The following is a 13812-nucleotide window of genomic DNA, read 5'->3' on the forward strand; positions in this document are numbered from 1 at the left end:
AAAGATGATGATCACCCTTGGCACCGTGGCCCGCGGCCGGGACAACAATCTCAACCTGATCCGGATGATCGCGGCCACCGCCGTGCTGGTGTCGCATGCCTGGCCGATCAATCTGGGTCCCCGCGTCGAGGAGCCGCTGAAACAAGTGTTCGGCCAATCCTTGGGCACGCTGGCCGTCTATGTCTTCTTCGCCATCTCAGGCTTTCTCATCACGGCAAGCTTCCAGCGCACGGCCCGGACCAAGCGCTTCGTCGCGGCCCGCATGCTGCGGCTCTTTCCGGGACTGGCCGTCTCGCTTCTTCTGGTGGCGCTTCTTCTTGGCCCGCTGGTCACGGTGCTGCCGCTGGACGTCTATTTCAGCCTGCGCGAGACTTGGAGCTTCCTCTTCGCCAATGTGACGCTGGCCTTTCCCCAGTTCACCCTGCCCGGTGTCTTCTCAGACAACCCCTTCCCTGCGGTCGAAGGGTCAATCTGGACGCTGATTCATGAGGCTCTGTGCTATGTCATGGTGCTTGTGGTCGGGCTCTGCGGCCTGCTCACTGGGCGCAGGATCTGGATCTTCCTTGGTCTCTACGCCCTCGGCTGGGCGGCCACCGTGCTTTTCCCCAGCCTGTTCCCTCCCCGCCTCCTGACCCTGCAGAACCTGTCCCTGCCCTTCGTTCTGGGCATGATGGGCTGGCTGTGGCGTGATCGTATCGTGCTGTCGCTCTGGGGGGTGGTGGTGCTGATCTTTGCCTGGGCGTTGCTGCGGACCACCCCGGCCGGCTTGCCTGCCCTGTGCCTGATGATCGCCTATGGCGTGGCCTGGCTTGCCTATGTGCCGGGCGGCTGGCTGCGCGCCTATAACCGCCTCGGCGACTATTCCTATGGCGTCTATATCTACGCCTTTCCGATCCAGGGCCTGGTGGTCTGGCTTTTCGGGCCGCTGAGCCCGGCCCTGCATGTCGCCCTGGCCCTGCCCCCGACGCTCCTCGTGTCAATCCTGTCTTGGCATCTCGTCGAGAAGCCGGCCATGGGCTGGCTCAACCGCCCTGCCAAAGCTGCCGCCCAGGCCTGATCACTCCTCGCGGAAGGCCTGCATCAGCTGATGCGTCATCGGGGCCAGGAGGTAGCTCAGCGCAGAGCGCTCGCCGGTCTGCAGATAGGCGTCGACCGGCATGCCCGGCAGGATCTCGATCCCGCCCAGCCGCGCAAGCTCGGAGGGTTCCACCGCCAATGTCACGCGGTAGAAGGGCGCCATGGTCTGCGGATCGGTGACCGCTGCCGGGGACACGGTCGCCACCTTGGCCGCCAGCCGCGGCGTGCTGCGTGGGTCAAGCGTGGGCAGGACGAGCTGCGCCTCCTGGCCGACATGCACCCGCTCCAGATCCTTGGCCGGCAGTTTCAGCTCGAACTCGATCCCGGTGCCCTGGGGCACGATCTGCATGATCGTGGCGCCGGGCGGCACCACGGCGCCCAGGGTCGTCACCTGCAGCTCATGCACCATCCCGGCGACGGGGGCGCGGATATCCACCCGTGCCAGCTGGTCCTGCAGCGTGACGATCTCGAGGATCACTTCCTCGATCTGGGTCACGGTCGTGCGCAGATCGGTCGCGACCTGTTCGAGAAAGGCACGATCAGCCTGGTCCGCCGCGATCTGCGCATCGCGGATGCTGTTCTCGAGACGGGCCCGTTCGGCCTGATCGCCGGCGATCTCGCCCAGAAGCCCCGCCTTGTTGCGCTGCAACTCAAGCAGATCGCTTTCGCGCACCATGCCCTTGTCGAACAGGGTCTGCACATTGGCCAGCTGATGCTCGATCAGGGCAAGCTGTTCGCTGCGCGCGGCGATCTGCGCCTCCACGCCCTTGATCTGGTTGCCGATCTGGCCTTCCTGCTCGGCCAGCTGGGCGCGGCGCCCGGCGCGGATCTCGGCCCGGGCCGAGAAGATCTGCATCTGGCCCGCGGCATCACGGCTGATCTCGGGGGCGGCGAAGGGCAGATCGGGCGTTGCGAAATCCGGCGCCTTCAGCCCGGCCTGCTCGGCCTCGAGCCGGGCGCGCAGCGCCAGGCCCGCGGCCAGGCGGTTCATCGCGGCATCCAGCTTGACCTGGATCAGCTTGGGGTCGAGCTGCAGCAGGATCTGCCCCGCTTCGACCTTGTCGCCAGTGGCGACCAGGATCTGCGCCACCATCCCGCCATCCAGGCTTTGCACCACGCGGGGCTTGCCCGGAACCATGGCCTGGCCCGGCGTCACCACCGCGCCGTTGATCGGGGTGAATTGCGCCCAGAGCAGGAAGGTCACCATCATGGCCAGGCTGGCCAGGATGCCGATCCGGGCGGCCGGGCCGATATCAACCCGCGGGCGCGGCGCGCCGTCGCCGAAAGTTTGGGAAGACAGGGTTTCGGTGCTGGCGAAGCTCATACCGCCTCTCCTTCAACAAGGCCCGTGCCGGGGCGGTTCTGGGACTCTGTCCGGCGGCGCAGCGCATTGAGCAGGTTGAGTCTGGAAGAAGAAACAGCGGCGGCCTCGCCCTGATCCGGCGCGAAGATATTGGTCTTGGGGAAGGGCCGGATATTGTCGGGCCCCGCATCAGAGGCTGCGCCGGACGCGGTTGCCGAAGCGGAAGCGGAGGCGGAGGCCGGGGCGGCGACCGCAACCGGGCCCAGCCCTTCCAGCACGGCCTCCCGCAGGCCGTAGCGCGCCGGACGGCCCTGGGCGAGGATCATGATCTTGTCCATCGCGCTCAGGGCACTGATGCGATGGGTCATCATGATGACCGAGGCGCCACGGGATTTCAGCGTGGTGATCGCCGTCATCAGCGCCGCATCGCCCTGGCCGTCGAGATTGGAATTCGGCTCGTCCAGCACCACGATGCGCGGATTGCCATAGATCGCCCGGGCCAGGCCCAGCCGCTGCATCTGGCCGCCCGACAGGGGCTGCAACCCGCCGCCCAGCAGGGTGTTATAGCCTTCCGGCAGGGCGAGGATCATCTCATGCACGCCCGCAAGCTTTGCCGCATCGATCACATCGGCATCGCGTACGGCCGGGTCGAAGCGGCTGATATTGTCGCGCACCGTGCCGGGCAGCATCTCGACCACCTGCGGCAGATAGCCGATATGGCGGCCCAGATCGGCGCTGTCCCATTGCGCGCGGGTGGCGCCATCCAGCCGGATCTCGCCCGCATCCGGGGTCCAGGCGCCGACGATCAGCCGCGCCAGCGTCGATTTGCCCGAGGCGCTGTCACCGATGACCCCCATTCCCTCGCCCGGGGCCAGATCGAAGCTGACCTGCTGGAGCAGGCGCCGCCGCTCGCCCGCCGCGACCGGCGGGCCAAGGCGGGTCAGGCCTGCGGCCGAGATCTGGCCGGTCGGCGCCGGCAGGCGGATCCGGGCGGGATCCTGGGCCTCGCGCTCGAAGAAGGTGGCCAGGCGGCCATGCGCCACCCGCGCCTTCGAGATCGCGCGCCATTGGCCGATGATCTGGTCGGCGGGCGCCATGGCGCGGCCCGACAGGACCGAACAGGCGATGATCATGCCGGCCGACATTTCCTGGCGCAGCACCAGCCAGGCGCCCAGCGACAGGATGGCCGATTGCAGGAACAGCCGGAACGCCTTGGAGAAGGCCGATGTGACCTCGGTCACATCCGAGGCCCCCTGCCCCGCGGCAAGACCCGTGCCCTGCAGCATCCGCCAGCGGGCGATGACGCCGGCCTGCATGCCCATGGCCTCGATCGCCTCGGCCTGGCGCAGACCCTGATCGGCAAAGCTGCGCGACTGCGCTTCGCCCATCATCGCGCGCTCGGTCGCGCCCTTGGTCATCAGATGGTTGACCACCGCGGTCGCGACCCCGATCAGCACGCCGCCGACCGTGAGCCAGCCCAGAAGCGGATGGATCAGGAACAGGATCGCCAGATAGAGCGGCATCCAGGGCAGGTCGAAGATCCCGCCCATGGCCGGACCCGACAGGAAGGCGCGCAGCAGTTCCAGATCGCGCAGGGGCTGGGTCTGGCCGCGCTCCTGGCCAGCATTCGGGCGCAGCCAGGCGCGGAAAGTGGCCGGGCCGACCTGCTGGTTCAGCCGCATCGCAGCGCGCGACAAGATGCGCGAGCGGAGGAATTCGTAAAAGCCGTAGAAGGCATAGGCCAGGGTCACGATGACCAGAAGCCCCTGCAGGGTCGCCACAGAGCCCGAGGCCAGCACCCGGTCATAGACCTGCAGCATGTAAAGCGAACCGGTCAGCATCAGCACATTGATCAGCGCGCTGAACAGCCCCGCCCCGACAAAGGCCCCGCGCAGCGCGCGCAGCACCTGGCGATAGGCATTGCCGCTCAGGACCGGCGCCGTCTCGGCCGTTTCGGCCCGCTTGCCGGTCGGTTGCGCCGTTTCGCGTTTCTGGACCATCTGCCCGCCCCTTCCTTCCCGATCTGCCAGCCTGTTTGTCAGGTCTCTGCGCAGGCGCCGCAGCGGGTGGGGGCCTCTGGAAGCTGCGCCGCAGCAAACCGTTGTACCCCGGGCCCGTTCCGGCGATACTGCGGACAAGACAGTCCAATCAGGGCGAATTGATGACTATTTGTGTCCAGCCCGGTGGCTCAATGCACAATATCGAAACAATTGTACCGAAGGTTTCGATCCTCGTTGTCAGCTTCAACACGCGCGAGATGACGCTGGATTGCCTGCGCTCGATCGCGGCGGAGACGCGGATCCCGCATGAGGTGATCCTGGTCGACAATGCCTCGAAAGACGGGTCGGCCGAGGCCGTGGCCCAGGCCTTTCCCGAGGTCCGGCTGATGGCCGAGACCGAGAACCACGGTTTCGCCAAGGCCAATAACATCGCTGCGGAGCGGGCCCGGGGCGAGTATGTGCTGCTCTTGAACCCCGATACCGTGGTGCTGGACGGGGCGATCGACAGGCTGGTGGCCTTCGCCGAGGCGACCCCCCAGGCGATGATCTGGGGCGGACGCACGCTTTACGGCGACGGGCGGCTGAACCCGACCTGCTGCTGGCGACGGATGACGCTGTGGAATGTCTTCTGCCGCACCACCGGCCTGTCGGGCACCTTCCCGAAAAGCGAGTTCTTCAATTCGGAATCCTATGGGGACTGGCAGCGCGACCAGGAACGCGAGGTCGACATCGTCTGCGGCGCTTTCCTTCTGATCCGGCGGGCGTTCTGGCAAAAGTTGGGCGGCTTCGACCTGCGCTATGTGATGTATGGCGAAGAGGCCGATCTCTGCCTGCGCGCCCGCGACTTGGGCGCGCGGCCACGCATGACGCCCGAGGCGCAGATCATCCATTATGTCGGGGCCTCGGAACAGCTGCGCGGCACCAAGGTGGTGATGGTGCTGAAGGCGAAGATCCGCCTGATCCGCGACCATTTCCCCGCCTGGCAGCGCGCCCCCGCCGCCTGGCTGTTCCGGCTCTGGCCGCTCACGCGCTACGGGGCGACGGCAGCGCTTGCCCGGGTGAAGGGCAGCGAGCGGCTGCGCGACCGGGCCGAGGGCTGGCGCGAGGTCTGGTCGCGCCGCGCCGAATGGTGGAACGGCTGGGCATGAGCGCCGATATGCCTGCCGCCGCCCCCCGCGTCTCGGTGATCCTGCCGGCCTATAACCGCGAGACGCTGGTCGCCCGCGCCATCGACAGCGTGCTGGCCCAGACCTTCACGGATTTCGAGCTGATCATCGTCGATGACGCCTCCAAGGACGGCACCCGCGCGGTGCTGGAAACCTATCGCGATCATCCGAAGGTGCGGCTGATCCTGTCGGATGTGAACCGCGGCGGCTCCGGCGCGCGCAATCTCGGGATCGAGGCGGCCCGGGGCGCGCTGATCGCCTTCCAGGACAGCGACGATGTCTGGCTGCCGCACAAGCTGGCCGCCCAGGTCGCCGCGCTGGACGCGACCCCGCGGGCCGGCCTGTGCTACTGCGCCTCGCTCTTCTATGGCGAGGGGCGCAGCTATTATATCCCCGAGCCGGTCTTCGAGCGTTTCGAGGGCGACATGTCGGCCGAGATTCTGCGCCGCAACACCACCAGCACCCAGGTCCTGCTCGTCCGCCGCGACGTGCTGGAGCGCTCGGGCCCCTTCGATGCCAGCCTGAAGCGGTTCCAGGACTGGGATCTGATGATCCGCATCGCGCAGGTGACGGAATTCGTCTTCCTGCCCGAACCGATGGCGATCATCTTCGCCACGCCGGGCAATATCTCGTCCTTCGTGGCCAATGACGCGATCAGCCGCGCGGCAATCCTGACAAAATACGAACACCTGTTCATAAATAATCCCGCCCATGCCGCCCGGAACCATTACATCACGGCCCGGGTCTGGCAGAAGCTGGGAGAACAGGCCAAGGCGCGCCCGCATCTGCAGGCGGCGATGCGGCTGAAGCCGGGCCTGAAGACCGCCCTGCAGCAGATCCGCAGCCGGCTACCCTGAGGCCTGATCAGGCCCCCCGCCCCACCCGGATCGCGGTGACCTGGGCGCCGGTCGTCGAGGTCCAGGCCGTACTGCCGGCGCCAAGCCGCAGGCCCAAGCCATTGCCCAGGATGCCAAGCCCGCTGTCCGGCTCGGTCGTGGTCAGCAGAAGAACGCCGTTGCGATAGAGGCGCTGCGCCCCGGCTTCGACCTCGAAGCGCAGCACCGGGGTCGCCCCGATGGCCTCGGTCAGGCTGTAGGTGCCCAGAACCGTGGTCGCACCCGCGACATATTTCAGGATGCGCCAGGCCGAGCCGTTATAGCCTGCGGCCAGGAAGGTCAGGCTGTCCGCAGCGCAGCGCGCCACCGCATAGCTGGTCAGCTGCGCCGAATTCGAGCGGATCAGGACATCCATCTCGACAAAGACCTTTGTCGCCAGCACCTCGTCATCGATCGTGCCGACGATGAATTGCGAGGTTGTGCCCGGTCCGCGCAGCGCATCGCCCGTGGAGGCGATCGATGCCTGTCCCGTACTCAGGCTGTGGCGGCTCCAGGCCCCGAGGGCCGGTGTCAGATCGGTGAGAAGCGCGCCGGATGTGCCGGTGAAGGCCTGCTGGCCGGTCACGACATCGCCGCCGCCCGAGGCCGTCACCACCAGCGCTGCGGGCCAGAAGGACCAGGGGCCGGTCCCATCGGCAAAGACCGCCCGGACCCGCGCGTAATAGCTGCCCGCCGCGACCCCTGTTGCCGAGGCGGAAGTGACGGTGACAGTCTGGCGGTTGCCATAGGCATAGGAGCCGGCGATGCCATATTCCACCTCATATCCGGTCGCGCCCGAGGTGGCGGTCCAGGCCAGGGTCAGAATGCCTACCCCGCCCGAGGCCGTCCCCGGGATCACCGTAGCGCGAAGATTGTTCGGGGCCGCGGTCAGGAAGGCATGGGCGATCACCTGATGGCCGGCATCGTTGCAATGCAGCCCGTCCGCGCTCATCAGCGCCGTGCCGCCCAGATCGCGCATCTTCGCATAGACATCGGCATAGGCCAGGCCATATTCGGCGGCGATAAAGCCGCATTCGGCGACATAGCTTTCATGGATCGTGCGGTTCGACCCGGTAAATCCCGTCGAACCCACGCTGTAGGTCGCATCCGGGTACCAGTTGGGCGAGCCGAGGATGATCTGGTCGCGGCTATAGCCGCCCATCAAAAGCCCGTTCAGCACCTCGCGCATGTCCGTGGCGAAGCCGGCAAGGTTGAAGGTCGCGGGCGCCCCGGTATAGCGCAGGTCATTCGCACCATAGAGCAGGTACAGCCGGGCCGACCGGTTCGCGCCCAGAAGATCCGCCGCGAACCGGTCGCGGCCATTGTCGGCACGCGGCGCAAGGCTCGCATCTGGGCTGTTCTGCAGCACGGTGCCGGAGAGCCCCTTGTTGCGGATCGTGCCCGCCCCCAATGTCGCGGCGATAAGGTCCAGCGCCCGCGCTGCCGCAACGCTGGCATTGTCGCCCTCCATGGTCGAGGAGCCGAAGCCGATCACCGAGGTCGCGCTTGGGCCTGCGGCCACGCTGCCCGACAGGCTTGCCCCTGCCGTCCCCGCGCTTGTCGTGATCGAGGCCGAAAGTGCCAGCGCGCCCGGGCGGGCGACGAAACTTCGCACCAGCCCTGCCCCGGCCAGTTGCAGCGCCGTGCCGCCGATCGTGGCGGTCAGGCTGGCGAAATCGGTGGCAAGCGGCGTTCCCCCTGCGATCCCGGTCAGGGTCACCAGATCACCGGGACCCGGGGATGCGGGCGAGAGCGCCAGCGACAGTGTCGGCCCCGTCTCCGGGGCCGAGGTGCCCGCGACGTCCGCCGGGGCGCCCAGCCCGATGCCGATCCCGATGCGCATCAGACCCAGCCCGTGATCCCGGTGGCGCTGGTGCCGGTGGCATGGATGCGCACCGCCGACAGGGCATAGGAGCCGGCGGGCAGCGCGGCGGTGGTGTTGACCGCGCCGTCGCGGCCGGTCCAACGCAGGGTTCCGCCCGCGTTCAGCGTGACCTGGCGCACCGGTTCGGCCAGATCGGTGCTGTCGCTGGGGGTGATGGCGAAAGCCGCGATGGCCGGCGCATTGGCGCCGCCGCTGGTGTTCTGGAATCTGTCGGCCATGGTCGTCCTTCGGGATCCGGGGCGCCGGAAGACAGCGCGGTTCATCGCGCCAGAAAGCCGGGAAAACCCTTAAAATCCGTCAGAACACCGTACGCCGCCTAATTCTCCAGCCAGTCGGGCCCCAGCCGGGCACGGCCATCGGCGAGCTCCTGCAGAAATTCCCGCGCGCCCATGCCTGATTTCTCCGCAGCCGAACCAGCTGCTGGTAGGAAATCCTGCCAGCGATCACCGCGCCCCGAGAAGAGACGCGCCAAGGCTGCATTGCGGCCAAAGAAATAGTTTCGTTGGATCTTCGACTTCTGGGTCTCATCCTTCAGGAGTTTGGCGATGTTGCCGCTCACCATGGTACCGGAATTATTGAAGCCCTTGAAACCTGACAGGCGGATGATCGCCCCGCCATCGGCTTTCGTGGGGATCAAGGTATTGTTGCGGATAATGACCTTTTCTTGCCCCCCTCCGATGAAGATTGTATTGGCCGAACCCGTATAGAGCAGGTTCTGCTCCAGCAGGATATTGCGATAGCCGCTCGTTCCCCCGCCTGCCATGAATATCCCTTGGGCCACGACGCCGCCTGTTTCTGGGTCATCATAGATCAAATTAGCGCGGATAGTGATGTCGCTGGGCGTACCACCATCCGCAGAAAAGGTCTGAATCATATCCGGATGGGTGGGTCTCTGGGCAATCGTATCGGCAAGGATATTGTATTCGACCAAACCACGTCGACTGTCCCCGGTGATGCGCATGACATCTTCGGTCACGCCTCCAATCTGGCTGTGGCGAATCTCGAAGTCGGAAACCGTATTGAAAAGAACCCCGAAACGCTCGCCCGTCACGTCGCAATGCGCGACCTTCAAGCGCTTTACCTTACGGAAATAGAGCATATTCCCAATCTGACAGCCGCTGATCACCAGATCCGTGCTGCGATCCACCCTGAATTTCGAATGGGTAGCCAGATCGATGAACTGCAGGTTCGCGCTATCGGCAAGCAAGATCTCGTTGAAAACCGCCCGTCGCGGCACTTCGGACTTGAGGACAACCGGGGTGTCATAGCGACGCTTGGACAGCTGCAGATCGCCATAATCGCCAGGGGCCAACAGGATTATCCCGCCTGTCGAGCTGGCAAGTGCCTGTCGCAACTCGTCGGGGGTGGAGACTTTCTGGTCCTGCGCAATCCCTGGCGCGGACCAGAGACAAAGCACAAGTGTCAAAAGGGCGGCCAGAGCGGACGGGCCGGAGAAGATCATTTTTCTGGACATAAAGGAGACTAACACATCGTCCATAGCGCATCCTTCACAAGTGCGTCGGTGGGCTGGGATCTGCGCGGCGCTCCCGTTAGCTGCGCCGCTCGGTCACCGGCCGCTCCCGCAACTGCTCGGCAGCTTCAGGGTCAGTGACCCGCTTGGGCGGCCGGGCCGGATCAACCCGGCCATAGCTGAGCAGATGCACGTCGGTGTACAGGATCTGCGCGGGATTGCCGGCAACGATGCAGTTCGGCGGCACCGAGCGGGTCACCACCGACCCTGCCCCCACAATGCAACTGTCGCCGATCGCGACCCCCGGCAGGATCAGCGATCGCCCGCCGATGAAGCAGTTGCGCCCGATGCGCGTATGCGCTCGGATGTTGCGCGGCATGTCATGCGACAATATCCGCGCCTCAAAGGCGATGTAACTGTAGGCGCCGACATGGATGCCTTGGGGATAGGTCAGGTCGAACTTGGCCGAGAGCGACATCTGCACGGTGGGATCCAGATCCAGCCCCCAGACCCTGCGCAGCCACAAGCGGCGGATGGCCACGAGCAATCCCCTGATCTTTCTCAGCTTGTTCAGGCTCACCCGTCACCCCCCGTATCCGCCCCGGCCATCGCTCGCGACGCCCACCTTGCTCCGCCGCAGAACCCAAGCATGGCTTGCGCAGGCCCGCACCACAATGCGGACCGGGCAAATTGAGCCTCAGGATCACAGAATCGCCATGTGAAAGCCCGGCCCATCGCAGATATGCCCTTATCCGGCCTGAAACAAATGGTTGGGTTGCGAACAGTCTTCATAGCTGCCGCAAGGATCCCTTCTCATGGCAACAATCCGCGTTACGACCCAGGCCGAACTTCTTTCCGCCCTCAAGACCGCGACGGGAGGAGACACGCTCCTTCTCGCGGATGGCGATTATGGCCAGATCACGCTGAAGAACACCTTCGGTTCGCCTGTGACCATCAAGGCCGAGAACGACCAGGGCGCAAGCTTCACCAAGATCTCGCTCAGCGGCGCCAGCAACCTGTCCTTCGACGGGCTGCATCTGGACGGCGGCTTCAATGCGAGCAACTACACCTCGAATATCTCTCTGACGAACATCGACAGCGACAATCTCCTTTATTTCCGCAATGTCAGCAATCTGGCCGTCGACAATGTCACGGCCAAGGGCGGCCAGTTCAGCATCCTGCTGAATTCTGTGCAGAATTTTTCGGTCACCAACAGCACTTTCGGTGGCGTAACCGAGGATGTGATGCGCATCACCGGCAACAGCTACAACGGCCTGATCGAGAACAATGTCCTTGCCGATACGGTCGCCGTCAAACCCACCCATCCCGACCTGATCCAGATCTTCGGCTATGACGGCTACACACCGCATGACATCACCATCCGCGGCAACCTGATCTATGACGATCCTGCGACAGGAGAGACCGCAGCCCAGGGCATCTTCCTGGCCGGAGCCGGCCCGGATGGGTATTCGAACATGCTGATCGAAGACAACCTGATCTATACCGGTTCGAGCAACACCATCTTCATCGGCGGAGGGCAGGAAAATGTAGTTGTCCAGAATAATACCCTCATGTCTAGCTCCGGCGACGGAGGCGCGATCATCCGGCTCTCCTCGTTCAAGGGCTTCGACAACTCGGGCACCACAGTGACTGGCAATATCGCCAAGCTGATCCTGGACGAAACCGGCGCTTCTGACATCAGCCACAACTATGTCTACGGCCGCAATGCAGACCTTGCCTCTCTGTTTCATGGAGCGGATGGCATGAGCTGGGAAAACTTCCTGCCGGTGGCAGGTTCGTTAATCGATTTCGGCTCGGGCTATGGCGCCACGGACCGCCTGGCCGATCTCGTTACCAGCCTCCGTCCTCCGGTCATCGAAGCCCCCCAGGTCCCTGCCGTGCTGGTAGAGGAAATCGACCCGGTCTCGGTGGTTCTGGGCCTTGATGGCGCCCATGAATTCTCGGGCAGGAAAGCCGGCATCCAGGTACTGGATCAGGACAGCGCGCTTGGCCTGGACGCAGGCTCCATCTCGCTGTCTTTCAACGCGGACACCGTCTCCGGCAATCGCGGCCTCTTTTCCAAGGGCGCCGCAGGCTATGACGATGACATCTCGGCCTGGATCTCGAAGGGCAAGCTCGTGGTTTGCGTCGAGAATGATGCGGGTCAGCAGATGCGCGTGACCCAAGGCGGGATCAAGGCCAATACCGATTACGATCTTCTGGTCACCTTTGGCGATGACACGGTCAAGGTCTGGCTGAACGGCACCCTCGTCAAGGAAACCGCCTTCGACTTCGATCTGACCGACAATACCGAGGATCTCGTGATCGGCGGCATAAACGGGTCCAGCACCCGGGGCACGATCAACAAGGTCGGATCGTTCTTCGATGGCACCATCTCGAATGTCGCCGTCTTCGACCATGCCCTGACCCCCAGCGAACTCAGCACCTATGACGCGTTGCATCACGCGGCGGATCTGCAACTGGTCAGCTGAGCAAACACCACCGCACAAACGATGAAGCAGGCCTGAAGCTTAAGAAACCGCATCAATGTCCCGTGATGCGGTTTCTCAATTTGCGGACCGGGGCCTCTACAAATCTGGACAGGGCCGCCGCATAGATCAGCGCCAGCGCTCCGACCAGCAGCGCGGCCGCAAGCGGCAGGCTGGGCAGAAGGCCATGGGTCTCAAGCCAGATCAGCAGCACATAGTGGATCAGGTAAAGCGAGTAGGACAGGCTGCCCACCAGCGCCACCGGATGCCAATTCAGCGGCCGGAACAGCAGAAGATCGGGCCTTCGCACCGCGTAATGGAAGAAGGGCATCAACGCGATTCCCTGCAACGTGTAGCGCCAGGTCTCGCGAAAGGCTGGATCGCGCAGGATGAAGCAGAACAGGATCACCACCGTCGCCGCCAGCAGGATCATCGCGCGGGGCAAGGGGCGGTCAGGGAACAGTCGGTCGGCCCGACCATTGCCCTGTAGCAAGGCCAGAAAACAGCCCCAGAGGATGGAATCGAACCGTGTATCCGACCGCATGTAAATATCGTTCGCTTCGACTGCGAAAACATGCCACTGCACCAGCCGCCAGGCGCAAAACCCCGCCAGAATGATCAGGATATGGCCCGTCCGCACGACATTCTTCAGCCAGAGCAGGAAGAGAAGCGGGAAGATAAGGTAGAAATGCTCCTCCACCGCCAGAGACCATAACACATTGAAGCCATGCGCGCCCTCGATCGGATCGGCGGACCATGCGGCATAGTAGTTATAGACATAGAAGATCTGCGACAGGATGGGAGCGGGGTCGAGTTTCCCCGGATGCAAGCCCAGAGCGACGGCCAGATAGACAAGGGCCATGGTGACAAAAAGCGGCGGCGATAGCCGCAGGAGGCGCCGGATATAGAAGGCCTTCAGCGACACCGCCCCGTAGCGCCCCGCCTCACGCAGGAAAAGCGTGGTGATCAGGAGGCCTGACAGGAAGAAGAAGATCGTGACGCCAAACCCGCCAGGAATGAGCTGGGAGACCCGCGCATGGCCGAACAGCACGATGGTGACGGCCAGCGCCCGGATCCCGTCCAGCGAAGGGATGGGTTGGTGGGTGCCGTGGCCGACATCGACGGGATCACTCATCGCATCTCCTTAATCTGCGTACCGCGCCATATCAGCAGGCCCGCGCGGATATGCCCACAGCCCCCTTCGATTTGGGCCCAGAGAGAATTGCTTACAGTCAGCTTCCTCGCTTCCCTGCAGCAAGCGCCAGCAAACGGGGAGCATATTTCTGGCCAGCCTTCGAAAGAGCAACGCCAACCAAAACGAGCAGAGCGAGTTGACCAAGAAAAATCAATGGATAGACCACATCCTCTGGAGAAAGCCCCAGGCGGCGGCAAAAAAAGGCGACGATCAGGACCGTCAGCATGTGACTGCAGAAAACAACGAAGATGTGTGGTTCCAGCCCTTTGGCCAGCCGCCACAAGCCTCCCTGTGCATAGCGTATATCCAGCGCACAGCGCCACATCAGCAGGGACATGGCTATTCGGCCCA

General features: G+C 64.3%; 12 protein-coding genes. 4 read left to right on the plus strand and 8 right to left on the minus strand.

Features of this window, described 5'->3' with window-relative positions; genetic code table 11:
• The first annotated feature begins 4 nt into the window (after positions 1 to 4).
• Positions 5 to 1057, plus strand: coding sequence for an acyltransferase family protein (locus tag ACED67_RS20965; RefSeq protein WP_395543687.1), 1053 nt, complete (start codon positions 5 to 7; stop codon positions 1055 to 1057).
• On the opposite strand, the gene ACED67_RS20970 is transcribed toward ACED67_RS20965, so the two are convergent.
• Positions 1058 to 2401 (minus strand): HlyD family type I secretion periplasmic adaptor subunit, encoded by a 1344-nt coding sequence (locus ACED67_RS20970; RefSeq protein ID WP_395543688.1) that lies wholly within the window; start codon positions 2399 to 2401, stop codon positions 1058 to 1060.
• Positions 2398 to 4380, minus strand: a complete 1983-nt coding sequence (locus ACED67_RS20975; RefSeq protein ID WP_395543689.1) for a type I secretion system permease/ATPase — start codon at positions 4378 to 4380, stop codon at positions 2398 to 2400. Before ACED67_RS20975 ends, ACED67_RS20970 begins: the two co-directional genes overlap by 4 nt.
• Before the next feature lie 191 nt (positions 4381 to 4571).
• Here ACED67_RS20975 and ACED67_RS20980 point away from each other — a divergent pair, with 191 nt between their 5' ends.
• On the plus strand, positions 4572 to 5528 hold the full coding sequence (locus ACED67_RS20980) for a glycosyltransferase family 2 protein (protein ID WP_395543690.1): 957 nt from the start codon (positions 4572 to 4574) through the stop codon (positions 5526 to 5528).
• Complete coding sequence (locus tag ACED67_RS20985; RefSeq protein WP_395543691.1) at positions 5525 to 6403, plus strand: glycosyltransferase family 2 protein; 879 nt, start codon at positions 5525 to 5527, stop codon at positions 6401 to 6403. The genes ACED67_RS20980 and ACED67_RS20985 overlap by 4 nt, the downstream gene beginning before the upstream one ends.
• Before the next feature lie 7 nt (positions 6404 to 6410).
• On the opposite strand, the gene ACED67_RS20990 is transcribed toward ACED67_RS20985, so the two are convergent.
• The 4 genes from ACED67_RS20990 to ACED67_RS21005 all read right to left on the minus strand — a co-directional run bounded on the left by ACED67_RS20990 (position 6411) and on the right by ACED67_RS21005 (position 10318).
• Complete coding sequence (locus ACED67_RS20990) at positions 6411 to 8264, minus strand: GDSL-type esterase/lipase family protein (RefSeq protein ID WP_395543692.1); 1854 nt, start codon at positions 8262 to 8264, stop codon at positions 6411 to 6413.
• Positions 8264 to 8524: a spike base protein, RCAP_Rcc01079 family gene (locus ACED67_RS20995; protein ID WP_395543693.1), complete on the minus strand. Its 261-nt coding sequence runs from the start codon at positions 8522 to 8524 to the stop codon at positions 8264 to 8266. The genes ACED67_RS20990 and ACED67_RS20995 overlap by 1 nt, the downstream gene beginning before the upstream one ends.
• 98 nt (positions 8525 to 8622) lie before the next feature.
• Positions 8623 to 9804, minus strand: a complete 1182-nt coding sequence (locus ACED67_RS21000) for a right-handed parallel beta-helix repeat-containing protein (protein WP_395543694.1) — start codon at positions 9802 to 9804, stop codon at positions 8623 to 8625.
• A gap of 52 nt (positions 9805 to 9856) precedes the next feature.
• Positions 9857 to 10318 carry an acyltransferase gene (locus ACED67_RS21005; protein WP_395543695.1) on the minus strand — a complete coding sequence of 154 codons (462 nt, stop codon included), beginning with the start codon at positions 10316 to 10318 and terminating at the stop codon, positions 9857 to 9859.
• A 274-nt stretch (positions 10319 to 10592) separates the two neighbouring features.
• On the opposite strand from ACED67_RS21005, the gene ACED67_RS21010 reads away from it, so the two are divergent.
• On the plus strand, positions 10593 to 12269 hold the full coding sequence (locus ACED67_RS21010; protein WP_395543696.1) for a LamG-like jellyroll fold domain-containing protein: 1677 nt from the start codon (positions 10593 to 10595) through the stop codon (positions 12267 to 12269).
• A 52-nt stretch (positions 12270 to 12321) separates the two neighbouring features.
• On the opposite strand, the gene ACED67_RS21015 is transcribed toward ACED67_RS21010, so the two are convergent.
• Together ACED67_RS21015 and ACED67_RS21020 are read right to left on the minus strand one after the other, a co-directional pair.
• Positions 12322 to 13401 carry an acyltransferase family protein gene (locus tag ACED67_RS21015; RefSeq protein ID WP_395543697.1) on the minus strand — a complete coding sequence of 360 codons (1080 nt, stop codon included), beginning with the start codon at positions 13399 to 13401 and terminating at the stop codon, positions 12322 to 12324.
• A 97-nt stretch (positions 13402 to 13498) separates the two neighbouring features.
• Positions 13499 to 13812, minus strand: a 314-nt coding sequence (locus tag ACED67_RS21020; RefSeq protein ID WP_395543698.1) for a hypothetical protein, incomplete at its 5' end; no start/stop codon positions are given.

Origin of the sequence: Neotabrizicola paludis, from assembly GCF_044142105.1 — a bacterium.
In the GTDB taxonomy this organism is placed as follows: domain Bacteria; phylum Pseudomonadota; class Alphaproteobacteria; order Rhodobacterales; family Rhodobacteraceae; genus Pseudogemmobacter.

Excerpts from the sequence above, each read along its gene's own strand:
- ACED67_RS20970 (WP_395543688.1), bottom strand. The coding sequence starts at position 2,401 with ATGAGCTTCGCCAGCACCGAAACCCTGTCTTCCCAAACTTTCGGCGAC.
- ACED67_RS21010 (WP_395543696.1), top strand. The coding sequence starts at position 10,593 with ATGGCAACAATCCGCGTTACGACCCAGGCCGAACTTCTTTCCGCCCTC.
- ACED67_RS20980 (WP_395543690.1), top strand. The coding sequence starts at position 4,572 with ATGCACAATATCGAAACAATTGTACCGAAGGTTTCGATCCTCGTTGTC.
- ACED67_RS20975 (WP_395543689.1), bottom strand. The coding sequence starts at position 4,380 with ATGGTCCAGAAACGCGAAACGGCGCAACCGACCGGCAAGCGGGCCGAA.
- ACED67_RS20965 (WP_395543687.1), top strand. The coding sequence starts at position 5 with ATGATGATCACCCTTGGCACCGTGGCCCGCGGCCGGGACAACAATCTC.
- ACED67_RS20990 (WP_395543692.1), bottom strand. The coding sequence starts at position 8,264 with ATGCGCATCGGGATCGGCATCGGGCTGGGCGCCCCGGCGGACGTCGCG.
- ACED67_RS21000 (WP_395543694.1), bottom strand. The coding sequence starts at position 9,804 with ATGGACGATGTGTTAGTCTCCTTTATGTCCAGAAAAATGATCTTCTCC.
- ACED67_RS20995 (WP_395543693.1), bottom strand. The coding sequence starts at position 8,524 with ATGGCCGACAGATTCCAGAACACCAGCGGCGGCGCCAATGCGCCGGCC.
- ACED67_RS21015 (WP_395543697.1), bottom strand. The coding sequence starts at position 13,401 with ATGAGTGATCCCGTCGATGTCGGCCACGGCACCCACCAACCCATCCCT.
- ACED67_RS20985 (WP_395543691.1), top strand. The coding sequence starts at position 5,525 with ATGAGCGCCGATATGCCTGCCGCCGCCCCCCGCGTCTCGGTGATCCTG.